At 70.0% G+C, this 23356-nt stretch carries 18 protein-coding genes and 1 pseudogene; 10 read left to right on the top strand and 9 right to left on the bottom strand.

Annotated elements, in window-relative coordinates; all coding sequences use genetic code 11:
- On the top strand, nucleotides 1–606 hold the full coding sequence (locus tag BG90_RS26640; protein ID WP_010118761.1) for a rhomboid family intramembrane serine protease: 606 nt from the start codon (nucleotides 1–3) through the stop codon (nucleotides 604–606).
- A gap of 272 nt (nucleotides 607–878) precedes the next feature.
- Here BG90_RS26640 and ftsH read toward each other — a convergent pair whose 3' ends face one another.
- The 8 genes from ftsH to BG90_RS26595 all read right to left on the bottom strand — a co-directional run bounded on the left by ftsH (nucleotide 879) and on the right by BG90_RS26595 (nucleotide 9640).
- On the bottom strand, nucleotides 879–2852 hold the full coding sequence (ftsH, locus tag BG90_RS26635) for an ATP-dependent zinc metalloprotease FtsH (protein ID WP_010122716.1): 1974 nt from the start codon (nucleotides 2850–2852) through the stop codon (nucleotides 879–881).
- A gap of 55 nt (nucleotides 2853–2907) precedes the next feature.
- A complete protein-coding gene (locus BG90_RS26630) occupies nucleotides 2908–3420 on the bottom strand; it encodes a BCAM0308 family protein (RefSeq protein ID WP_010108969.1) in 513 nt (170 codons plus the stop codon).
- 362 nt (nucleotides 3421–3782) lie between these two features.
- Nucleotides 3783–4280, bottom strand: a complete 498-nt coding sequence (locus tag BG90_RS26620) for a hypothetical protein (RefSeq protein WP_010122718.1) — start codon at nucleotides 4278–4280, stop codon at nucleotides 3783–3785.
- A 98-nt stretch (nucleotides 4281–4378) separates the two neighbouring features.
- A complete protein-coding gene (locus tag BG90_RS26615; protein ID WP_010108972.1) occupies nucleotides 4379–5509 on the bottom strand; it encodes an ABC transporter permease in 1131 nt (376 codons plus the stop codon).
- 27 nt (nucleotides 5510–5536) lie between these two features.
- The gene (locus BG90_RS26610) at nucleotides 5537–6673 is read right to left on the bottom strand and encodes an ABC transporter permease (protein WP_010122719.1); all 1137 of its coding nucleotides are present in this window, start codon (nucleotides 6671–6673) and stop codon (nucleotides 5537–5539) included.
- The gene (locus tag BG90_RS26605) at nucleotides 6670–7701 is read right to left on the bottom strand and encodes an ABC transporter ATP-binding protein (RefSeq protein WP_010122720.1); all 1032 of its coding nucleotides are present in this window, start codon (nucleotides 7699–7701) and stop codon (nucleotides 6670–6672) included. Before BG90_RS26605 ends, BG90_RS26610 begins: the two co-directional genes overlap by 4 nt.
- The gene (locus tag BG90_RS26600; RefSeq protein WP_041282105.1) at nucleotides 7698–8651 is read right to left on the bottom strand and encodes an ABC transporter ATP-binding protein; all 954 of its coding nucleotides are present in this window, start codon (nucleotides 8649–8651) and stop codon (nucleotides 7698–7700) included. The genes BG90_RS26605 and BG90_RS26600 overlap by 4 nt, the downstream gene beginning before the upstream one ends.
- On the bottom strand, nucleotides 8648–9640 hold the full coding sequence (locus BG90_RS26595) for an HlyD family secretion protein (RefSeq protein WP_010118768.1): 993 nt from the start codon (nucleotides 9638–9640) through the stop codon (nucleotides 8648–8650). Before BG90_RS26595 ends, BG90_RS26600 begins: the two co-directional genes overlap by 4 nt.
- A gap of 667 nt (nucleotides 9641–10307) precedes the next feature.
- Between BG90_RS26595 and BG90_RS26590 the strand changes: the two genes are divergently transcribed.
- A complete protein-coding gene (locus BG90_RS26590; protein ID WP_010112284.1) occupies nucleotides 10308–12062 on the top strand; it encodes an N-acyl-D-amino-acid deacylase family protein in 1755 nt (584 codons plus the stop codon).
- Between the two features lie 260 nt (nucleotides 12063–12322).
- Here the strand turns inward: BG90_RS26590 and BG90_RS26585 are convergent, their stop codons facing one another.
- Nucleotides 12323–13021, bottom strand: a complete 699-nt coding sequence (locus BG90_RS26585; protein ID WP_010112282.1) for a helix-turn-helix transcriptional regulator — start codon at nucleotides 13019–13021, stop codon at nucleotides 12323–12325.
- 150 nt (nucleotides 13022–13171) lie between these two features.
- On the opposite strand from BG90_RS26585, the gene BG90_RS26580 reads away from it, so the two are divergent.
- The 8 genes and pseudogenes from BG90_RS26580 to BG90_RS26550 all read left to right on the top strand — a co-directional run bounded on the left by BG90_RS26580 (nucleotide 13172) and on the right by BG90_RS26550 (nucleotide 23269).
- Entirely contained in the window at nucleotides 13172–14269 is a 1098-nt protein-coding gene (locus BG90_RS26580; protein WP_025990228.1) for an efflux RND transporter periplasmic adaptor subunit, read from the top strand.
- Nucleotides 14266–17376, top strand: a complete 3111-nt coding sequence (locus BG90_RS26575) for an efflux RND transporter permease subunit (protein WP_010118772.1) — start codon at nucleotides 14266–14268, stop codon at nucleotides 17374–17376. Before BG90_RS26580 ends, BG90_RS26575 begins: the two co-directional genes overlap by 4 nt.
- Nucleotides 17377–17378: 2 nt before the next feature.
- A complete protein-coding gene (locus BG90_RS26570; protein ID WP_232355222.1) occupies nucleotides 17379–18998 on the top strand; it encodes an efflux transporter outer membrane subunit in 1620 nt (539 codons plus the stop codon).
- Between the two features lie 12 nt (nucleotides 18999–19010).
- Nucleotides 19011–19227: pseudogene (locus BG90_RS34020) on the top strand (hypothetical protein); the annotation flags it as partial.
- Between the two features lie 18 nt (nucleotides 19228–19245).
- The gene (locus BG90_RS26565; protein ID WP_045568463.1) at nucleotides 19246–19890 is read left to right on the top strand and encodes a GTP cyclohydrolase II; all 645 of its coding nucleotides are present in this window, start codon (nucleotides 19246–19248) and stop codon (nucleotides 19888–19890) included.
- The gene (locus tag BG90_RS26560; protein WP_010118790.1) at nucleotides 19887–21581 is read left to right on the top strand and encodes a WD40 repeat domain-containing protein; all 1695 of its coding nucleotides are present in this window, start codon (nucleotides 19887–19889) and stop codon (nucleotides 21579–21581) included. The genes BG90_RS26565 and BG90_RS26560 overlap by 4 nt, the downstream gene beginning before the upstream one ends.
- The gene (locus BG90_RS26555; protein ID WP_010108986.1) at nucleotides 21578–22270 is read left to right on the top strand and encodes a 1,6-didemethyltoxoflavin N1-methyltransferase; all 693 of its coding nucleotides are present in this window, start codon (nucleotides 21578–21580) and stop codon (nucleotides 22268–22270) included. The genes BG90_RS26560 and BG90_RS26555 overlap by 4 nt, the downstream gene beginning before the upstream one ends.
- 15 nt (nucleotides 22271–22285) lie before the next feature.
- Nucleotides 22286–23269 (top strand): formylglycine-generating enzyme family protein, encoded by a 984-nt coding sequence (locus BG90_RS26550; RefSeq protein ID WP_010118793.1) that lies wholly within the window; start codon nucleotides 22286–22288, stop codon nucleotides 23267–23269.
- Nucleotides 23270–23356 lie beyond the last annotated feature (87 nt).

The following is a 23356-nucleotide window of genomic DNA, read 5'->3' as shown; positions in this document are numbered from 1 at the left end:
ATGACGCTCGCCATCGTCGTCCTGAACCTGATCGGCTTCTTCATCGAGCTCGCCGATCCCGACCGCGTGCTCACGCTGTTCGCGCTGTGGCCGCCACGGCTCGGCACGGGCGCCACGGCCGGCGCGCCGGCATTCCATGTCTGGCAAATCGTCACGTACAGCGCGCTGCATGCGGGGCTGTCGCACCTGATCTTCAACATGCTCGGGCTCGTCATGTTCGGCCGCGACGTCGAGCGCTCGCTCGGCCGCGCGCGCTTCGGCACGCTCTATCTCGCGAGCGTCGTGTGCGGCGCGCTCACGCAGCTCGTCGTCGCGCGCTACACGGCGACGGGCGGCGCGCCGACGATCGGCGCGTCGGCCGGCGTGTTCGGCGTGCTCGCCGCGTATGCGCTGCTGTATCCGTCGCGCCGCGTCGTGCTGCTGTTTCCGCCGATTCCGATGCCCGCGTGGGTGTTCGCGCTCGTCTACGCGGGCGTCGAGCTGCTGCTCGGCGTCGCCGGCGCGGCGAGCGGCATCGCGCATTTCGCGCATCTGGGCGGGATGTTCGGCGCGCTCGTGCTGGTGCTGTTCTGGGCGCGGCCGCGGAGGGAATGGCCGATCGAGTGAGAGGGTGCGGCGGGCGGCTCGCCGGTGCGCCGCCCGCGATGTCGCGCGGCCGGCGGCGCGTGCGCGGCGTTGGCCGCACTGGCGCGGCGCGCCCCGCGACGGTTGCGGCGACGAGCGCTTCGTCATGCGTTCGACGCCCGCGCCGCGCCGTCTCCGCGCGACATCGCCGCCGCGGAGGTCCGCCGGGCCGATCGGGCGCTCACCTCGCTTCGCGAGCCGTTTCGCGCCGTCCGACGCGCCCGGCGAGCGCACCGCGGCCGATGCGGCCTGCGTCACTGCGGCACCGAATGATCGGCCTTGTCGGCGCCCGTCGGCTGCGTCGGCGGATCGGGATCGTCGTCGACCCGCTTCGCCGCGCTCCCGCCCTGCTCGCCCTTCTTCGCCGTTTCGCCTTCCAGCAGCGGCGCGTCGTTCACGAGCCTCACGAGCATCTCGTGATCGACGACCTCGTGCTTCAGCAGATACTGCGCGATCCGTTCGAGCGCGCCGCGCCGCTCCTTCAGCGTCCGCGACACGCGATCGTGCGCTTCGGCGAGCAGCCGCTGGATCTCGTCGTCGATCCGCGTCGCGGTGCTCTCGCTGCAGCGCTCGCCGCCCGGCTGCCAGACGACGGGCGGCAGCCCGCGGCTGTCGGCGTCGCCGAACGTCGCGAGGCCGATCCGCTCGCTCATCCCGTAGCGCGCGACCATGTGCCGCGCCATCTCGGTCGCGCGCTCGAGGTCGTTCTCCGCGCCCGTTGACACGTCGCCGAACACGATCTCCTCGGCGACGCGCCCGCCGAGCAGCACGTCGAGCCGGTCGAGCAGCTCGCTCTTCCTGAGCACGTAGCGGTCCTCGGTCGGCACCTGCTGCGTGTAGCCGAGCGCCGCGATCCCGCGCGGGATGATCGACACCTTCTTCACCGGATCGCTGTGCGCGCGGGTCTGCGCGATCAGCGCGTGCCCCGCTTCGTGATGCGCGATCGTGATCTTCTCCTGCTCGCTCATCACGCGGCTCTTGCGCTCCATGCCGGTCATCGCGCGGTCGATCGCCTCGTCGAAATCCGACATGTCGATCGCCGGCTTGTCGAGCTCGGCCGCGTGCAGCGCCGCCTCGTTGACGATGTTCGCGAGATCCGCGCCGACGAAGCCCGGCATGCGCGACGCGAGCTCGCCGAGATCGACGTCCGGCGCGAGCTTCACCTGCTTCACGTGAACCGACAGAATCTGCCGCCGTCCGGTCACGTCCGGCCGGTCGATCGCGATGTGCCGGTCGAAGCGGCCCGGGCGCAGCAGCGCGGGATCGAGAATCTCCGGACGATTGGTGGCCGCCATGATGATGACGCCCGAATTCGCCTGGAAGCCGTCCATCTCGACGAGCAGCTGGTTGAGCGTCTGCTCGCGCTCGTCGTTGCCCGACGTGAGGCCCGCGCCGCGGACCTTGCCGATCGCGTCGAGCTCGTCGATGAAGATGATGCACGGCGCCTTCTGCTGCGCCTGCTCGAACAGGTCGCGCACGCGCGCCGCGCCGACGCCGACGAACATCTCGACGAACGACGAGCCGCTCGTCGAGAAGAACGGCACGCCCGCCTCGCCCGCCACCGCCTTCGCGAGCAGCGTCTTGCCGGTGCCGGGCGCGCCGACGATCAGCACGCCCTTCGGAATCTTGCCGCCGAGCCGCTGGTAGCGCGCGGGCGCGCGCAGAAACGCGACGATCTGCTGGAGCTCGGCCTTCGCTTCGTCGATGCCGGCGATGTCGTCGAAATCGATGCCGGTCTTCGCTTCCATGTAGACGCGCGGCTTGCTCTTGCCGACGCCCGACCAGTCCTGCAAGCCGCCGCGCGGGCGGCGCAGCATCAGGTTCCAGACGATCGCGAATATCGCGATCGGCACGACCCACGACGCGAGCGTGCCGATCCACGTGTCGTCCTCGGCGCCGCGGTAGCGGGTGCCCGTCGCGGCGAGCGTGTCGATCAGGTGGTCGTCGGTCACGCGCTTCGTCGCGAAGCGCCACGGCGCGCCCGCGCGCTTGACCGCTTCGGCGTCCGACGCCGGCAGCGCGGCCGCCGCCGCGCTGCTGCGCAGCACGCCGGTGATCCGCGTCGGGCTGACTTCGAGATCGTCGACCTGCGCGGCCACGGCGAGCTTGCGGAAGTCGCTGTACGCGATCTGCGTCGCGGGCGCGGACAGCGTCGCGAGCTGCAGCGCGAGCAGCACCATGAACACGAGCACGACGACGAAGCCCAAGTATCCGGTTTCGCTCTTCATCGGGATTCCTCGGCGTGCAGTGGGCGATGCGGGGTGATCGGGAACGGCGGACGCGCTACATGGCGTCGCGCATCCAGTGCGCGCGCAGCACGTCCTCTCCTTCACGATAGTCGATCGCGAGGTCGCCGCGATGCGCGCGCACGAGCGCCTCGCTCAGCCGGTGAACGAGATGCGAGCCCGTCGTGCGGACGACCGTGCGCGCCGGCAGCGCGTCGATCGACAGGATGCGTTCGAGCGGACGATCGTTGCGCTCGCCGCCCGCCCGATGGCGCAGCAGCGCGACGATGTCGTCGCGATGGCGCGCGAAGTAGCCGCCTTCGAGCACGAGTTCGCCCGCCGGCGCGCGCTCGCGGATCCGCCGGCACGCAGGGCACGCGATCTGCGCGAGCGCGCCCGCCGCCGCATGCCAGCTCCAGCGGCCGTCGTCATACAGCGCGCCGCATTCGCTGCAGCCCATTCCGCTCTTCAGGCGCGCCGGCGCGCCGTAGCTGTCCATCGCATGCGCGCGCGGCGCGTGATCGCGGCGCAGCTTCATCGCCGCATAGAGTTCGTTCGATCCGTAGATCATCGTCTTTCCTTGTCGATTTGTCGGACGTTTCGCGCGCGGAGCGCCGGGCAGTCGGCGGCGGCATGCGCGGGCGTCGTCGGAATCGTCGGAATAGCGGCGCACGGCATGCGCGCAAGCGCGCGATGTACATCAGCGAGCATCGGCGATCGCCTGTGCGCGCGATTGACGTCGATCAACGGTCGGTGAAATCGTGCCGCTTCGCGCGCACCGATTGGTGCGTATTCGTGGCCAATGCGTGAGGACCTCGTGCGGTCCGCTCGGCTCCCGCCGTTGCGCGCGCGCAAATTGTCTTTCCATGACGCAACCGGTTGGTCAGTCGCGCGGCGTCGCGCCAATTCCGGTCGGCGCGGCGCGCGAGGCGCTCACGGCTGCACTGGAATCGCCTGCCACGGCACGTTGCACGACGCGATGTACGGGAAATAGCCCTGCGGATCGTCGCAGTAGTACCACGCCGACGCGGGCGGCAAACCGCTCGGCACGGGCGGCGGCACCTGCACGATCACCGCGGGCGGGACGTACGTCGGGTACGGATAGACCGGCTCCGGATAGATGTACCAGACGCCGTCGACGACCCACCACCACGCGTAGCGCCCGCTGTGCCAGCCGCGCGACCAGTGTCCGCCGCGCCATCGGAAGCTTTCGCGCGGCGCGAAGCGGCCGAAGTCGCGGCCGTGGAAATCGGGATGGCCGCGAAACGACGGATGCCCGTGAAAACCCGGGTGCCCCTCGAACCGGGGCTGCCCGTGGAAACCGCCCGCGCGGCCGCCATGGTCTTGCGCGTGCGCGCCCGCCGCAGCCAGCGCGCACGCGAGCGCGACGCCGGACGCAAGCATCGCGTGCGATATCGACGAGCGGTCCATCGTCTCCCCCGAAACACGAAACGGCATACGGACAACGTAGCGCGCGGCCGGGCCGGCCGCTTGACGTGCGTCAACGCTCCGCGCCGCGCGTCACCGCGCTAGTCGAGCGACTTCCGGAAGCGCAGCACGCTCAGCGCCAGCATCGCGACGCCGAGGAGCGCCATCGCGGCAAGCTGCGGCCACAGCACCGCGAGCCCCGCGCCGCTCAGGAATTCGCCGCGCATCACGACGAGGAAGTAACGCAGCGGATTCAGATAGGTCAGCCACTGCAGCACGCGCGGCATCGCGGCGATCGGAAACGCGAAGCCGGACAGGATGAAGATCGGGTTCACGAGAAAGAAGTTGAGCGCGAACGCCTGCTGCTGCGTGCGCGAGAACGTCGACAGCAGCAGCCCGAGGCCGAGCGTCGCGAGCAGGAACAGCGTGACGCCCGCCAGCATCACGAGCCAGCTTCCGACGAACGGCACGTGGAACCAGCCGATCCCGAGAGCCGCGACGAGCGCGACGTCGCCGAGCCCGATCAGGAAGAACGGCACCGTCTTGCCGAGGATGAACTCGACGGGCCGGATCGGGCTCACCATGATCTGTTCGAGCGTGCCGACCTCGCGCTCGCGCACGACCGCGAACGCGGTGAGGCTCACGACCTGGATCAGCGTCAGCGTGCCGACGACGCCCGGAATGAAGAACCAGCGGTCGTCGAGGCCCGGATTGAACCACGGCCGCTCGCGCAGCGACACGCTCAGCGCGGGAGGCGCCGCGCCCGCGTTCGACGGCCACGCGCGCATCGTCCAATCGGCCTGGAACTGCGCGACGATCTGGCTCGCGTAGCCGAGCGCGATCAGCGCGGTGTTCGAGTTCGTGCCGTCGACGATCAACTGCAGCGGCGCGGTCTGCCCGCTGCCGAGAGACTGCGCGAAGCCCGCATGGATCACGATCGCGAACTCCGCGCGGCCGCCGTCGATGTCGCGGCGGATCGCGTCGTCGCTCGCCGCGTCGTCGACGATGTCGAAGCGCCCCGTCGCGACGAAGTGCGACACGAGATCGCGGCTCGCCTGGCTGCGGTCGAGATCGAGCAGCGCGGTCGCCACATGGTTGACGGTGAACGTCGCCGCATAGCCGTAGACGATCACCTGCAGCAACAGCGGCACGACGAGGCGGAACAGCGCCCAGCGGTCGCGCTTCAACTGCAGGAACTCCTTGACCAGCATCGATTGCACGCGGTCGAACATGGCGGCGGCTCCGTCGGACGCGGCGCGTCAATCGAGATGCTTGCGGAACGCCCGCACGCTGAGCCAGCCGATCACGAGCGCGTACAGCGCGAGCGCCGCGAACGGCGCCGCGACGTTCGAGAACGGCCCGCCCTTCAGGAACACCGAGCGCAGGATCGTCACGTAGTAGCGCGCGTAGACGACGAGCGTCACCGCCTGGATCGGCACCGGCATCTGCTCGATCGCGAACGCGTAGCCGGACAGCATCGTCGTCGGCAGCATCGTCAACAGCAGCGCGACCTGGCTCGCGCCGAGCTGGCTGCGGATGCGCACCGACATCAGGTAGCCGATCCCGAGCACGACGAGCGTGAAGAGCGCGGTCGTCGCGATCAGCGTCAGCAAGCTGCCTCGAAACGGCACGCCGAACCAGTAGACGGTCGTCAGCAGGCAGAACGCCGCGTCGATGAAGCCGATCGCGAAATACGGGATCACCTTGCCGAGCATCAGCTCGAACGGCGCGACGGGCGTCGAGATCAGCTGTTCCATCGTGCCGCGCTCCCACTCGCGCGCGACGGTCAGCGACGTGAGCTGCGCGCCGACGAGCGCGAGGATCACCGCGACGACGCCCGGAATCACGAAATTGCGGCTGTCGAGCCCCTCGTTGAACCACACGCGCGGCTCCGGATCGACGGTGCCGACCGTCTGCGCGAGCACGCCGTGCGACGCCTGCCAGCGCGCGTTCAGATCCGCGCCGAACTGCGCGACGATGCCGCGCGCATAGCCGATCGCGATGTTCGTGGTGTTGGTGTCGGTCGCGTCGAAGATCGTCTGCACCGATGCCGCGCCGCGCGTCGCGACGGTGCGCGAGAAGTCGACCGGCACGACGACGGCCGCGACGCACGTGCGCCGGTCGACGGCCGCGCGCAGCGCGGCCTCGCTGCCGAGCGTCCGCACGCCGGAGAACCAGCCGGACGACACGAAGCGGTCGATCAGCTCGCGGCTCAGTTGGCTGCGCTCCTCGTCGTGCACGCAGAGCGGCACGTGACGGATGTCGAGGCTCACGCCATAGCCGAGCAGCGCCATCTGCATCAGCGGCATCAGGAGCGCGATCGCGAGGCTGCGCGGATCGCGCCAGATCTGCAGCGTCTCCTTGTACGCGATCGCGATCAGGCGCCTGACGCTCATGCCGCGCTCCGCTTGCGCTGCTCGACGCGCGTGACGAGCTGCACGAACACGTCTTCGAGGCTCGGGCGGATCGGCTGCGGCTCGCCCGCCTCGATGCGCGCGGCGGCGAGCGCGTCGCGCAGCGCGCCCGCCCGCGCGCCGTCGGCGACGAGCACGTGCAGCCGGTCGCCGAAGATCGACGCGTCGAGCACGCCGCGCGCGCCGCGCAGCACGGCGACCGCCTCGCCGAGCGGTGCGCACGCAAGCTCGAACAGCGCGCCGCCCAATTCGCGCTCGCGCAGCTCGCCCGGGCTGCCGATCGCGATCAGCCGGCCCGCGTCGATCAGCGCGATCCGGTTGCAATACTCGGCCTCGTCCATGTAGTGCGTCGACACGAGCACTGTCACGCCGTCGGCCGCGAGCCGGTGAATGAGATCCCAGAAGCGCCGGCGCGCCTGCGGCTCGACGCCGGATGTCGGCTCGTCGAGAAACAGCACGGGCGGCCGATGCAGGATCGCGCAGCCGAGCGCGAGCCGCTGCCGCCAGCCGCCCGCGAGCGTGCGCACGAGCGCGTCCTCGCGGCCTTCGAGGCCCGCCGTCTCGATCGCGAAACGAATCCGCTCGTCGATCGCGTCGCGCGGCACCCGGTAGATGCCGGCGAAGAAACGCAGGTTTTCGCGGCACGTCAGATCGCCGTACAGCGAGAATTTCTGCGACATGTAGCCGATGTGCGCGCGCACCGATTCGGCTTCGGTGCGCACGTCGAAGCCCGCGACCGTCGCGCTGCCCGCGCTCGGCGCGAAGAGCCCGCACAGCAGCCGGATCGTCGTCGATTTGCCCGCGCCGTTCGGGCCGATGAAGCCGACCACTTCGCCGCGCGTGATCGACAGGTCGAGCGCGTCGACCGCGGTGAACGCGCCGAAGCGCTTCGTCAGGCCGCGCGCGACGACGACGCCGTCGGGCGCGGCCGCGTTCGCATTCGTGCCCGCGTTCGCGGCGGCGGCGGCGCCCGGCGAGCCCGCCGCGGGCGGTTTCGTCGCGCGCGTCATCCCGCGTCTCCGACGAGCGCGACGAACGCGTCCTCGATGCCGGGCTCGATCGCGACGATCGGCGCATGCGCGATTGCGCGCGCCGCGAGCCGCGCGGCGAGCTCGGGCGCGCGCCGCTGCGCGTCGTCGACCCGCACGTGCACGCGATCGCCCATCAGCAGCGCGCCGAGCACGCCGGGCGCATCGGCGAGCGCGTCGCGGATCGCGCGCGGATCGCCGCCGCCCACCGCGACGAGCGCGCCCCGCATCGACTGCTTCAGCCGCTGCGGCGTATCGCACCGCCGCACGACGCCCGCGTGCAGCAGCGCGAGCCGCGAGCAGCGCTCCGCCTCGTCCATGTACGCGGTCGACATCACGATCGTCACGCCCGCCTCGCGCAGCCGGTACAGGATCGCCCAGAAGTCGCGCCGCGACACCGGATCGACGCCCGTCGTCGGCTCGTCGAGCAGCAGCACGTTCGGCCGGTGGATCAGCGCGCAGACGAGCCCGAGCTTCTGCTTCATCCCGCCCGACAACTGGCCGGCGAGCCGCCGCCTGAACGGCTCGAGGCCCGCCGCGGCGAGCAGCTCGGCGAGATCGGCGCGATAGCGCGCGCGCGGCACCTCGAACAGCTCGCCGTAGAAGAACACGTTCTCGTCGACAGTCAGGTCCTCGTACAGCCCGAAGCGCTGCGGCATGTAGCTGAGCGCGATCTTCGCGCGCTCGGGGTCGGCGATCACGTCGATGCCGTCGAGCTCGATGCGGCCCGCGTCCGGGCGCAGCACGCCCGCGAGCATCCGCATCAGCGTCGTCTTGCCCGCGCCGTCCGGGCCGACGAGCCCGAAGATCTCGCCGCGCGCGACCGCGAAGCTCACGTCGCGCACCGCGTCGAGCGCGCCGAAGCGGCGCGCGACATGCTCGACGCGCACGGTCGGCGCGGACGAGGCTCCGGCGGCATCGGACGCGCTCATCGGCCGCTCGCGATCGCGGCGATCGTCGCGTCGGCGGGCATGCCGGGCAACAGCTCGTGCGTCGGATTGTCGATGTCGATGCGGATCCGGTAGACCTGCGTGATCCGCTCCTCGTGCGTCTCGACCGTTTTCGGCGTGAACTCGGCCTGCGGCGACACGAAGCTGATCCGGCCGCGGTAGACGGCGGACGGATACGCGTCGGTGCGCACGTCGACCGCCTCGCCGATCCGGATGCGCCCGACGTCGGGCTCGTTCACGTACGCGCGCAACCACACGTGATCGAGCTCGGCAATCGTGAAGATCGCGACGCCCGGCCCCGCGAGCTGACCGAGCTCCGCGTGCCGCACCGAAATCACGCCGTCGAACGGCGCGGCGAGCGCCGCGTACGACAGCGTTGTCTCGTCGAGCTTGCGCTTCGCCTGCGCGGCCGTCACGTTCGCGGCGGCGAGCGCGACGTCGTTGCGCGCGGCGGCGAGAAGCGCCTGGTCGCGCGCGAGCGCCGCGGCGGATTGGCGCTCGGCCGTCTGCGCGAGGTCGCGCGATTGCTGCGACACCGCCGATTGCCGCGCGAGCGTGTCGGCGCGCGCGAAGTCGCGCTGCTTTTCGGCCAGGTCGAAGCGGTCGCTGACGACGCCGTGCTCGAGCGCCGCGACGTTGCTGCGGTTCGCTTCGACCTGCGCGGTCTGCACGTCGACGTTCGCGCGGTCGATGTCGGTCTGGCGCCGGTACAGGCGATCGTCGACGCGCGCGAGCACGGTGCCGCGCGCGACGCGCGCGCCTTCGTCGAACGGCAGATAGACGATCGGCGCCTGGACCTGCGTGAAGCTCAGCACGCTTTCGTGCGCCTCGATGTTGCCCGACACGACGATCCGCGACGGCGGCTCGCTCGAGCCGAACAGCGCGGGCCAGCGCAGCGCCGCATAGCCGAGCGCCGCGGCGGCGGCGAGCGCGACGGCCAGCGTGAGGCGAAGGCGGCGGTTGTGCGGCATCGTGAATCGCGGGGAGCGGCGGCGGGACGATGCGACTACTCTACGTTCGCGGTCGCGGCGATCTTTGATGCGGGTCAACGGGCGTGCCGGCGCCGGCGACGGGACGGGCGGCGAACGCGGCCCCGGCGTCCGGCGCCGCGACGGTAGCGCCTCCATGTGTTTGCGCCGATCGGGCGAATGGCGGCGCTACCTTCATCGCGTCATGCGGCGGCATGTGCGTCGCGCCAGGGGCGAACGTTCGCCGTGCATGCTGCGTCGCCACGCGACGATCGAGCGCGGCAAGCCGTGCGAATGCCGACCGGGCCTCGACGGAACACGGCGATGAAGCGCGACGGCGAAGGACGACGGGATGGCGCGCCGCAACATCCGAACGCCTTGTCCGCTTTGTCCGCCTCGCAGCCGCCCGCACCGACACGCTTCGTCATCGACCGTACCCGGCGCTTGCAATTCGGGCGGCTCCGACTCGAAGCATCGCTCGATTGCATTTCATCTTGACATCGATCAATGTAACGTTTTGGTGACGCACGACGGCCACCGCAAATGATGCCGACCGTCCGGCGAACCGGCGGGCGGCCCGCATCGCCCGCAACACCGGCCCGGAACGCGCGCCGAGCGCGACGCGGCGCACGCGCCCGGCCGTCCAGAACACGAAACGGAGACACCCCAGATGGCGCGTTACGACACGATCATCCAGAACGGCCTGTGGTTCGACGGCACGGGCGCCGAGCCCCGCGCGCGCGACCTCGGCATTCGCGACGGCCGCGTCGAGACGGTGTCCGACGCGCCGCTCGCGGCCGACGGCGCAAACGTGATCGACGCGGCCGGCAAATGGGTGATGCCCGGCTTCGTCGACATCCACACGCATTACGACGCCGAGATCCTCGTGTCGCCGGGGCTGCCCGAATCGGTGCGGCACGGTGTGACGAGCGTCTTTCTCGGCTCGTGCTCGCTGTCGACGGTCCACGCGGACGCGCTCGATTGCACCGATCTCTTCAGCCGCGTCGAGGCGCTGCCGCGCGAGCAGATGCTCGCGGTGCTGTCGCGCGTGAAGACGTGGGACACGGCGGCCGCGTACGTCCGCCATCTCGAATCGCTGCCGCTCGGCCCGAACGTCGCCGCGTTTCTCGGCCATTCGGATCTGCGTACGTACGTGCTCGGACTCGGGCGGGCGGTCGACGAGCGCGTGCGCCCGGACGAAGCGGATCTGCAAAGGATGGAGCGGCTGCTCGACGACGCGCTCGACGCGGGCTTCCTCGGGCTGTCGTCGATGACGACGCCGTGGGACAAGCTCGACGGCGAGCGCTACCGGTCGAAGTCGCTGCCGTCGACGTTCGCGACGTGGCGCGAGTACCGGCGCCTGAACCGCTTGCTGCGCCGCCGCGGCCGCGTGCTGCAAAGCGCGCCGAACACGACGAATCCGCTGAACGGCCTGCTCTTCATGGCCGAGAGCTGCGGCTACTTCGTGCGCAAGCCGCTGCGCACGTCGCTCCTCGTCGCGGCCGACAGCAAGGCGGCGCCGCGCGGCACCATCGACGTGCAGCTCGGCGGCGTGCGGCTCGCGAACGCCCTCTTTCGCGGCGAGCTCGTCTGGCAGCATCTGCCGGTGCCGTTCGAGGTCTATGCGGACGGCATCGATTTCGTGATCTTCGAGGAATTCGGCGCGGGCCGCGCGGCGCTGCATCTGAACGATGCGCTCGAGCGCAACAAGCTGCTGCAGAACGAAGGCTACCGGCGTCAGTTCCGCAAGCAGGTCGCCAGGGGGCTCGACCTGCGGCTCTGGACGCGCGACCTGTACGACACGCGGATCGTCGGCTGTCCGGACGAATCGGTCGTCGGCAAGTCGTTCGGCCAGGTCGCGGACGAGCGCGGAATCCACCCGGCCGATGCGCTCCTCGATCTCGTCGTCGCGTACGGCCAGAAGGTGCGCTGGTGCATGACGATCGCGAATCACCGCGCGGACGTGCTCGACCGGATCGCGACGAATCCCGCGTTGCAGATCGGCTTCGCCGATTCGGGCGCGCATCTGCGCAACATGGCGTTCTACAACGCGCCGGTGCGCTTCCTGCGCCGCGTGCGCGAAGCCGAGCGCGCCGGGCGGCCGTTCATGTCGATGCGGCAGGCGGTGCATCGCGTGACGGGCGAGCTCGCCGCGTACTTCGGGATCGACGCCGGCACGCTGCGCGCCGGCGATCGCGCGGATATCGCGATCGTCGATCCCGAGCATCTCGACGCGTCGGTCGACGCGTATCACGAGGAAGACATGGCCGTGTTCGGCGGGCTGCGCCGGCTCGTGAACCGCAGCGGCGCGGCGATCGCGGCGACGCTCGTCAATGGGCAGATCGTGTATCGCGACGGCGCGTTCGCCGACGGCTACGGCGAAACGCGGCGCTCGGGGCAGTTCCTGCGCGCGGCGACGCGCTAGGCGCGCGCGAGCGCATCGCCGGCCGGCGCGTTGCCGGTTCGCGAGACGGCCGGCTGCTTCGTCTTCTTTCATTCGGCGTGCCGGTCGCGTCCCTCGCTTCGACGCGGCCGCGCGAGTCGGGCGAGTTAGGCGAGTTAGGCGGCGGCTCATCGATCGGCGTCGTCCGCGCGCGCCGCTTGTCGCGGCGCACTGGCGTCAGGCGTTCGCTTGCGGATCGAGCGGCGGCCGCGGAAGCGCTCGACGAGCCGCGCGGCGCCCGGTCATTCGCCGCGCGAAGGCGCGGCCGTCCCTTCCCGCCGCGCACCGCCGACGCACGACCGAATCCGATACGCGCAGCGCCGCGCGCCGACCGGAATGTGCTCGATGCGCTCGATCGACAGCGCATCGCCGAGCATCTCGCGGAAGATCTCGAGCTCCGACCGGCAGAACCCCTGGCACGCGGTCGCGGCCGCGCAGATCGGACAGTGGTTCTCGATGAAGAGCCAGCCGTCGCCGTCGGGCGCGCGCGACCATTCGGCGAAATAGCCTTCCCTGTCGCGAAGCTCCGCGAGCCGCGCGATCCGCGTCTCCGGGTCCGTCACGCCGGCGAGCGTCTGCGCATACGTGCGGCGCATCTCCGTCTCGCGTGCGGAGATCAGGAGATCGAGCGTCGGCTGGCCGAGCGTCGTGCGGATGATGCGGATCAGGTCGACCGTCATGTCCGCGTGCGCGTCCGGGAAATGGCCGTGGCCGAGCGTCGTGAGCCGCCAGACCCGCGCCGGCCGCCCGACGCCCTGCGGCACGTTCTCCGCCTCGACGAGCCCGTCCGCCTCGAGCTTCTTCAACTGCTGCCGCGCGGCCTCGGCGGTCGTGCCGAGAAACGTGCCGAGCTCGGCCGCCTGCAACGGGCCGCGCCGCTTCAGCACGTTCAGCACGCGCTCGGAGACCGGAATTTCCTGCTTCGAAAAAATATCGTCCATCGCCGCATTATCAAACGCCCGGCTTGCGCAATGCAACGATCGCGCAAGCCACCTGGGCAAATCACCCAAATAAACCAAGGATATGCTTGACTTATTCCGTCGTCAGACAAATCATGTCCGCGATTCTTACAAAATGACTGAGAGATTTCCATGGGCCGTCGGCTATTGCTTGCATTGGCGCTGTTGGCGTTCATTTTCGGCGGGCTGTTTCTGTGGCGGGAAAGCCGCGTGCAGGCCACCGATCGTCCCCTCGCTTCCCCACCTCCGCTGACGGTCTCCGCCGTCTCCGTGCGCGCCGCGCCCGAGCGCGTGACGCTCGACGCGGTCGGCTCGCTCGACGCGGTCCGTCAAGTGACGCTCGCGCCCGAAGCGGCCGGCCGCGTCGTCGCGCTGCATTTCGAGGCCGGCACGACGGTCCGCCGGGGCCAGTTGATCGTCCAGCTCTTCGACGAGCCGGAGCGCGCGAAGCTCGCATCGATCCAGGCGAAGGCCGCGTTCGCGAAGCGCCAGCTCGACCGCTCGCAGGCGCTCGCGCAAACGGGCGCCGAGCCGCGCAACATCTTCGACCAGCACCGCTTCGACTTCGACGCGGCCGCGGCCGACATCCGCGAGACGCAGGCGGTGATCACGCAAAAGGCGGTGCGCGCGCCGTTCGACGGCGTGCTCGGCCTGCGCCGCGTGAACCTCGGCCAGTATCTGAACGCGGGCGACGCGATCGCGACGCTGACCGATCTCGACACGCTGTACGCGAACTTCACGGTCCCGCAGAAGAACCTGAGCCAGTTGCGCCTCGGTCAGAACGTGTCGATCGCGACGGACGCGTATCCGGACCGCGCGCTCGTCGGCCGCGTGACCGCGATCGAGCCGCAGGTCGGCTCCGAGACGCGCAACGTCGCCGTGCAGGCGACGCTCGCGAACCCCGATCATCTGCTGCGCCCGGGCATGTTCATCCAGGCGCGGCTCGAGCTGCCGCCGCGCGAGCGCGCGCTGACGGTGCCCGATACCGCGGTGCAGACGTCGCAGCGCGGCGAATCCGTGCTCGTCGTCGGCAAGCCGGGCCGCGACGGCCTCGGCGTCGTGCGGCTGCAGCCCGTGCGCACCGGCCGGCGCGCCGACGGCCGCATCGCGATCGCCGACGGCCTGCGGGCGGGCGACGTCGTCGTCACGTCCGGCCAGGTGCGGCTCGCGGCCGGCGACAAGGTGAAGGTCGCGCTCGAGGACGGCGCATCGTCGGGAGCCGAGCAATGAACGCCGGCGCCCCGCACGAATCGGGCGCGACGCGCGCGCGCTTCACCGACGTCTTCGTCCGCCGCCCGGTGCTGTCGCTCGTGCTCAGCCTGCTGATCCTGCTCGTCGGCCTGCGCGCGCTGATGTCGCTGCCGGTGCGGCAATATCCGGCGCTCGAGAGCGCGACGATCAGCGTCGAGACCGACTACCCCGGCGCATCGCAGGACCTGATGCAGGGTTTCGTGACGACGCCGATCGCGCAATCGATCGCGACCGCCGACGGGATCGAGTACATCACGTCGACGACCACGCAGGGCAAGAGCATCGTGAAGGCGCGGCTGCGCCTGAACGCGAACGCGGACCGCGCGATGACCGAGGTGATGGCGAAGGTCCAGCAGGTGAAGTACAAGCTGCCCGCCGACGCGTACGACTCGGTGATCACGAAGCTGACCGACGCGCCGACCGCGGTGATGTACCTCGGCTTCGCGAGCGACACGCTGTCGATCCCGCAGATCACCGACTATGTCGTGCGCGTCGCGCAGCCGCTCGTGACGACGGTGCCGGGCGTCGCGTCGGCGGAGATCCTCGGCGGCCAGAACCTCGCGATGCGGGTCTGGCTCGACGCGACGCGGCTCGCCGCGCACGGGCTGTCCGCGGGCGACGTGGCCGCGGCGATCCGCGCGAACAACGTGCAGGCGGCGCCGGGCCAGGTCAAGGGTTCGCTCACGATCGCCGACATCTCGGCGAACACCGATCTGACCGACGTCGGCGCGTTCAACGAGATGGTCGTGAAGAGCGATCCGAACGGCGGCGGGCTCGTGCGGCTGAAGGACGTCGCGACGGTCGAGATCGGCGGCGAGAACTACAACTCGAGCGCGCTGATGAACGGCCGCCGCGCGGTGTACATCGCGGTCAACGCGACGCCCGCCGGCAATCCGCTCGAGATCGTGCGCGGCGTCGACGCGGTGCTGCCCGCGATGGAGCGCAACAAGCCGGCGAGCATCCAGATCGCGAACATGTTCGATGGCGCGCGCTTCGTCAACGCGTCGATCGCCGAGGTCCGCTCGACGCTCGCCGAGGCGATCGCGATCGTCGTCGTCGTGATCTTCCTGTTCCTCGGCTCGTTCCGCGCGGTGATCATTCCGGTGCTGACGATCCCGCTGTCGCTCGTCGGCTCGGCCGCGCTGATGCTCGCCGCGGGCTTCTCGCTGAACCTGCTGACGCTGCTCGCGATGGTGCTCGCGATCGGGCTCGTCGTCGACGATGCGATCGTCGTCGTCGAGAACATCCACCGGCACATCGAGGAAGGCGAGCCGCCCGCGCGCGCGGCGCTGATCGGCGCGCGCGAGATCGCGTCGCCCGTGCTCGTGATGATGGCGACGCTGATCTCCGTGTACGCGCCGATCGGGCTGATGGGCGGCTTGACCGGGTCGCTCTTCAAGGAGTTCGCGTTCACGCTCGCGGGCGCGGTGCTCGTGTCGGGGATCGTCGCGCTCACGCTGTCGCCGATGCTCGGCTCGCTGCTCTTGACGAGCAAGATGTCGGAAGGCCGCGTCGCGAAGGCGATCGAGCACACGCTCGAGCGCGTGACGCAAGTCTACCGCCGCGGCCTGCACGCGAGCCTCGCCGCGCGGCCGGCGATCCTGCTGATCGGCGTCGGCGTGCTGGCGGGCATCGTGCTGCTCTTCTCCGGCGTGAAGCGCGAGCTCGCGCCGCAGGAGGACCAGGGCTCGATCATGGTCGCGGTGAAGGCGCCGCAGTACGCGAACCTCGACTACATGGAACGCTACGCGCCCGACATCGAGCGCGTGTTCCGCACGCTGCCCGAAGCCGACACGAGCTTCATCCTGAACAGCTACGGCGGCAGCAATCTCGGCTTCGCCGGCGTGAACCTCGTCGACTGGGAAAAGCGCAAGCGCAGCGCGTCGACGCTGCAGGCGCTGATCCAGGCGCGCGGCGACCAGATTCAGGGCGACCGCGTGTTCGCGTTCCAGCTGCCGGCGCTGCCCGCGTCGAGCGGCGGGCTGCCGATCCAGATGGTGCTGCGCTCGCCGTCGAGCTTCGCGGATCTCTACGCGCAGATGGACCGGATCAAGGCGGCGGCGGCGAAGAGCGGCCTCTTCGCGGTCGTCGACAGCGACCTGACGTTCGACAGCCGCGCGGTCGGCGTGACGATCGACCGCAATCAGGCGAACACGCTCGGCGTGACGATGAAGGACATCGCCGACACGCTTGCCGTCCTCGTCGGCGAGAACTACGTGAACCGCTTCAACTTCAAGGGGCGCTCGTACGACGTGATTCCGCAGGTGTCGCGCGGCGAGCGGCTGTCGTCGGAGATGCTGAGCCGGTATTACGTGAAAACGGGCTCCGGCCGGATGATTCCGCTGTCGACGGTGATCCACGTGACGAACGGCAGCCAGGCGAACGCGCTGAGCCAATTCAACCAGATGAACTCGGCGACGTTCTCCGCGGTGCCGGCGCCCGGCGTGACGATGAGCGAGGCGGTCGCGTTCCTCGACGCGCAAAAGCTGCCGGCCGGCTTCTCGATCGACTGGCTCGGCGAATCGCGGCAGTACGTGCAGGAAGGCAACCGGCTCGCCGTCACGTTCGGCTTCGCGCTGATCGTGATCTTCCTCGTGCTCGCCGCGCAGTTCGAGAGCCTGCGCGATCCGCTCGTGATCCTCGTGTCGGTGCCGCTGTCGATCTGCGGCGCGCTCGCCCCGCTCTACCTCGGCTTCGCGACGCTGAACATCTATACGCAGATCGGGCTCGTCACGCTGATCGGCCTGATCTCGAAGCATGGGATCCTGATGGTCAGCTTCGCGAACGACCTGCAGCGTCATGAAGGTTTCGACCGCCGCGCGGCGATCGAGCGCGCGGCGGCCGTGCGGCTGCGGCCGATCCTGATGACGACGGCCGCGATGGTCGCGGGCCTCGTGCCGCTCGTGTTCGCGGCGGGCGCCGGCGCGGCGAGCCGCTTCGCGATCGGCATCACGGTGTCGACCGGCATGCTGGTCGGCACGCTCTTCACGCTGTTCGTGCTGCCGACCGTCTATACGTTCGTCGCAAAGGACCACGGCGCGGCCATGCGCAGCGAGCGCGCGCAACTTCTCGCGGCAACCCGATAACCATGAACGACACGATGCATCGCTTCTCACACGATACGACGACGGTCGCGCGCGGCCATCGCCGCCACCGCTCGCCGAGCGTCGCGGCCTCGGTCGCGCGCTCCGCGATCCGCTCGGCCGCATTCGCGGTCGCCGTCTTCGCGACGGGCTGCACGCTCGCGCCGCGCTACGAGCGTCCGGCCGCGCCCGTGTCGGGCGCGTTCCCGACCGACGGCGTCTACGCCGCGCAGCCGGGCGCCGCGTCCGGCGCGCGCAGCGCGAACGGTCAGACGGCCGCCGACATCGGCTGGCGCGAGTTCTTCGTCGATCCGCGCCTGCAGCGGCTGATCGACATCGCGCTGAAAAACAACCGCGACCTGCGCGTGTCGGTGCTGAACGTCGAGGCGTCGCGCGCGCAGTATCAGATCACGCGCGCGGGCCTGTTCCCGACGCTCGACGGCACCGGCACGGGCGCGATCCAGCGCTACCCGTCCGGCGTGTCGACGACGGGCCGGCCGCTCATCTCGCGCGCCTACAACGTCGGCGTGTCCGCGTCGTGGGAGCTCGATCTGTTCGGCCGCGTGCAGAGCCTGAAGGACCAGGCGCTCGCGCAGTACTTCGCGACCGCGCAGGCCCGCAAGGCGGCGGAGATCTCGCTCGTCGCGAGCGTCGCCGACCAGTACCTGGCGCTGCTGTCGACCGACGATCTGCTGCAGGTCACGGAGAACACGCTGAAGACGGCGCGCGCGTCGTACGACCTGACGAAGCTGCAGTTCGACAACGGCACCGGCTCGGAGCTCGATCTGCGCCAGGCGCAGACGGTCGTCGAGACGGCGCTCGCGAACCAGCAGGCGCAGGCGCGTGCGCGCGCGCAGGCGGTCAACGCGCTCGTGCTGCTGGTCGGCGAGCCGCTGCCCGACGATCTGCCGGCCGGCTTGCCGCTGAACGCGCAGAACCTGCTGACCGACATTCCGGCCGGGCTGCCGTCCGATCTGCTCACGCGCCGGCCGGACATCATGCAGGCGGAAGAGACGCTGCGCGCGGCGAACGCGAACATCGGCGCGGCGCGTGCGGCGTTCTTCCCGAAGATCTCGCTGACGGGGGCGTTCGGCACCGCGAGCCCGACGCTGGGCGGGCTCTTCAAGGCCGGCACGGCGGCGTGGTCGTTCGCGCCGAGCATCGCGCTGCCGATCTTCGAGGGCGGGCAGAACATCGCGAACCTCGATCTCGCGCACGTGCAGAAGCGCATCGAGATCGCGAACTACGAGAAGGCGATCCAGAGCGCGTTCCGCGAAGTGTCGGACGGGCTCGCCGCGCGCGGCACGTACGACCAGCAGATCGCGGCGCTCGAGCGCAACGAGCACGCGCAGCAGCGCCGCTACGATCTGTCGGACCTGCGCTACAAGAACGGCGTCGACAGCTACCTGTCGGTGCTGACCGCGCAGACCGATCTGTACTCGGCGCAGCAGCAGCTCATCAGCGCGCGGCTCGCACGCTGGTCGAATCTCGTCGATCTGTATCGCGCGCTCGGCGGCGGCTGGATCGAGCGCGCGGGCGAGACGCCGCGCCCCGCCGACGCACCGGTCGACTACGGCAAGGCGGCGGGTGCGGGTGCGGGTGCGGGTGCAATTGCGATTGGTTGAGCGCGCAACCAATGGCGTGATGAAGACACGGATCGATCAATGATCGGCGATACCGTAATCGGTACGGATGCACAATCGGCGAGGCTTTTGCACAATCGGACGCAGCAGCCAATCAAGAGCTCGCCTAGAACCCGAGAGACAGCAACAAACCGGAAGTCGATTCACCCCTTCGACATAACAACAAGCGACAAAGCTTCCGTGTTCTTCGCGATGCGTATCTCAATGTTGAATAACCTTGAGGCACAGCATGAATGATGGTCGAATCCCCCCAACACTGAGCGCGTCCGTCCGTACGCGCGTGAACGTGCCCATTCGCCCGCGCACCGCTCAGCAGAAGTTCGAGCCCGAGATGGTGACGTTCCAGGGCCTTTGCGACAACGCCGAGCATCTCGCGCTCGTCTTCGGGCCGCTCGCCGATGCACCGCTCGTGCGCGTGCATTCCGAGTGCCTGACGGGCGACGTGTTCGGCTCCGCGCGCTGCGATTGCGGCGAGCAGCTCGACGAGTCGGTCGCGATGTTCGGCCGCGAAGGCGGCATCCTGCTTTATCTGCGTCAGGAGGGCCGCGGCATCGGGCTGTACAACAAGCTCGACGCGTACCGCCTGCAGATCTCGCAGGGCCTCGACACGTTCGCCGCGAACCGCGCGCTGAACTTCCCCGACGACATGCGCGATTTCCGCGTCGCCGCGCAGATGCTGCAGGCGCTCGGCGTCATCGATATCTCGCTCGTCACCAACAACCCGGACAAGATTTCGCAGATCGAGAAGTACGGCATCCGGATCAAGCGCGTGCTGCAGACCGGCGTGTTCGTCAACAGCACGAACCACGACTACCTGCGCGCGAAGATCGATCACCACCGTCACGCCATCAACCTCAGCCAGGAACTTCAATGATCACTCACCGCGCACCGATCAGCGGGATTGCCGCGCACCGCGACAAATACGTCCTGACGGCGGGTTACGACAACCAGGTCATTCTTTGGGACGCGAAGACCCAGCGTCCGCTCGCCCGCGCGATGCACGACCACCTCGCGAACCAGGGGGCGTTCTCGCCCGACGGCGCGTACGTCGTCACGTCGTCGTCCGATTACAGCGCCCGCCTCTGGACCGTGCCCGACCTGCGGCTCGTCGCCGTGTTCGCGGACCAGGAGGACGACGTCGAAATGAGCGTGTTCCATCCGGACAAGCCGCTCGTCGCGACCGCGTCGCGCGATCACCGCGTGCGGGTCTACGACTTCAGCGGCAAGCTGCTGAACACGTTCAGCGGCCACACCGCCGACGTGATCTCGGTCGAATGGATGCGCGGCACCGACGAGATCGTGTCGTCGAGCGACGACGGCACGATCAAGCGCTGGTCGCTCGGCCACAACGGCCTCGTCGCCGACATCGATCTCGACGGCATCGAGACCGACACGATCGCGATCGCCGCCGACGGCCGCATTTTCGCGGGCAACGACGAAGGCGAGATCATCGTGATCGGCGGCGGCGAGCGCGCGGCGCTGCAGGCGCACGATGCGGGCGTGAAGCGCCTCGTGCTCGACGGCGACCGCGGCCTGCTCGTGTCGCTGTCGTACGACCGCACGATGCGGCTGTGGAAGATCGGCGCGTCCGGGCAGCCGGAGGCGCTCGGCGGCGCGGCGCTGCCGTCCGAAGTGTGGCCGCGTTCGTGCTCGTTCGAAGGCGACGAACACATCGTGTTCTCGACGTTCCACTCGAGCTACCGCCGCTACAACTGGAAGACCGAGCACTGGGATGCGGCCGAGCTGCCGCCGACGCACGGCGTGAACGCGGTGCTGGCCGTCGACGGCCATCTGTGGACGATCGGCGACGCGGGCATCGTGCGCGTCGACCAGCGCGAGCATGCGCGCACGGGCAGCCTGTGCAACTTCTTGACGCCCGCGGGCGAGCTGATCCTGACGGGCGGCCAGCTCGGCAAGGTGTTCGATGCGCGCAGCGGCCGCGAGCTGCACCAGCACCGCTCGCCGCTCAACTGCGGCGTGTCGTTCGAGCGCGACGGCGTCGCGCACGCGGTGATCGGCGCGTACACGGGCGAAGGCATCGTGCTGCGGATCGACGGCACGCAGGCGACCCACGTCGCCGACCTGCCGCTGCACGCGAACGCGATCAAGGGCATCGCGATCTCGGGCGACCTGATCTTCTCGGTCGCGGCCGACGCGTCGGCCACGTGGTACCGCGCGTCGACGCTCGAGCCGGTGTTCACGCTCAAGCGCGCGCACGACAAGATCGCGAACGGCTGCGCGGGCCTCGACAACGGCTGCTTCGCATCGGTGAGCCGCGATCTGAAGCTGCGGATCTGGTCGCCCGACCATCACGCGGACGTGATCGCGACGCCGCACACGCACTCGATCAAGTGCGTCGCGGCGAGCGCCGACGGCCGCTACGTCGCGACGGGCAGCTACAACGGCCGCGTCGCCGTCTACGACCGCACCGATGCGCGCTGGGCGCTCGACGTGCGCGTGACGACCGCGGGCGTGTCGTCGCTCAGCTACGACCCCGCCGCGCACGCGTTCCTCGCGAGCTCGTACGACGGCAACGTCTATCGCATTCCGCTGGAGCGCGTATGAGCGCCGCCGAACCGCACTACATCGACGCGCAGCGCACGATCGCGCCCGTCGACGGACCGCTCGCGGCGCCGCACGAGTATGCGGCGGTGCTGCGCTCGGATTTCGTGTCGAGCTACCACGACGGTCGCGACGTCTGGACCGACGAGGCGGCGATGCGCCCGGCGAGCGCGATCCTGCACGAGCATCTCGGCGGCCCGGCCGACGTCCTCGACGCGGGCGCGGGCCGCGGCCGCGACACCGCGTACTTCCTCGAGCACGGGCACCGGGTGACGGCGGTCGATCTCGTCGAGCCGCCGGAGTGGGCGCAGCTTTCGCAGCGCTGGGGCGATCGCGTGCGCTTCCTGACGAGTGCCGTGTCCGAGCTTCAGGGCGAAGCGCTGTTCGACGGCGCGCTCGACAACGGTTGCCTGCACCACCAGCATCCGGACGCGTACGCCGCGTATCTCGCGCGCATCCACGCGCTGCTGCGGCCCGAGGGACGCTTCACGATCTCGGTGTTCGAGGCCGACGGCGCGGGGCGGCTGTACGCGAACCACGCACAGCGCCTCTATCGCGAGTTCACCGAGCCCGAACTCGTCGAACTGCTGGGCGCCGCGCATTTCACGCCCGTCAGCAGCCACCGGGTGCCGCGGCCGAAGGCCGGGCTGCACTACCTGGTGCTGACGGTCCGCAAAACCCGTTCCGACTGACGCGAGTTCATGCCTATGACGCTCAAGCTGGCCGACAACCCGAACTATCTCAGCGACCGCGCGGCGATGGCGCTGCCGGAAGACCTGTTCGTCGCGCGCACGCCCGCGACGGTCTTCTCGACGCACCTCGACTTGCTGCGCGTCGCGCCGTCGCAGTGGGTCGCGATCGCGCAGGATCCGGACGCACCGTTCGAGCGGCGCTACGCGGCGGGCGCGCTGCTCGGATTCGCGGGCGACCCGCGGATCCGTCCGCTCGATCCGGAGATGTGCGACGTGCCCGCCGCGCGAGCGCAGCTCGGCACCGAGCCGGAGCAGGTGCCGCAGGTGATCGCCGAATGGGAGCGCGTCGGCGTGATCGAGGAGTGGATCGCGAAGGAATGTCCGCGCTACACGACCGAGCTCGCCGCGTACCGGATGATGCGCTACCCGGTCACGAACCTCGAATACCGGCTCTTTCTCGAAGAGACGGGCGCGCCGTGGCTGCCGACGTCGTGGATGTTCGGCGTCTATCCGGTAGAGCGCGCGAATCATCCGGTCTGGTCGGTGCCCGCCGAAGCGGCCGACGCATATGCGAACTGGCTGAGCGAAGCGACCGGCCGCCGCTTCCGGCTGCCGAGCGAGGCCGAGTGGGAATACGCGGCGTCGGGCGGCACGGGCGCCGAGTATCCGTGGGGCGACGCGTTCGATCCGCGCGCGGCGAACACGGTCGAAGCCGGGCCGCTGTCGACGACGCCCGTCGGCATCTTCCCGCTCGGCCGCAGCGCGTTCGGGATCGACGACCTCGCCGGCAACGTCGAGGAATACGTCGCGGACGACTACCGCCCGTATCCGGGCGGCGCGGCGATCGACGACGACCTCGCGCTCACGCAAGGCAGCTACCGGATCGCGCGCGGCGGCAGCTTCACGCGCTTCGGCGATCTCGCGCGCTGCGCGCGCCGTCACGGCCGCTATCAGCGCGACATCTACGCGATGGGCTTCCGGCTCGTGGAGACGCGATGAACGCGAAACGAACCGCGGTTCGGCGCGCGCGCGGCGCGCCGGCTTCTCCGGCACGCGGCCGCCTCGGGCATTCGGCACGCGCCGCGC

Source organism: Burkholderia oklahomensis C6786 (genome assembly GCF_000959365.1).
GTDB classification, from domain to species: domain Bacteria; phylum Pseudomonadota; class Gammaproteobacteria; order Burkholderiales; family Burkholderiaceae; genus Burkholderia; species Burkholderia oklahomensis.
Note: the sequence above shows the minus strand (reverse complement) of the source record. Positions and strands in the feature narration are given on the sequence as shown.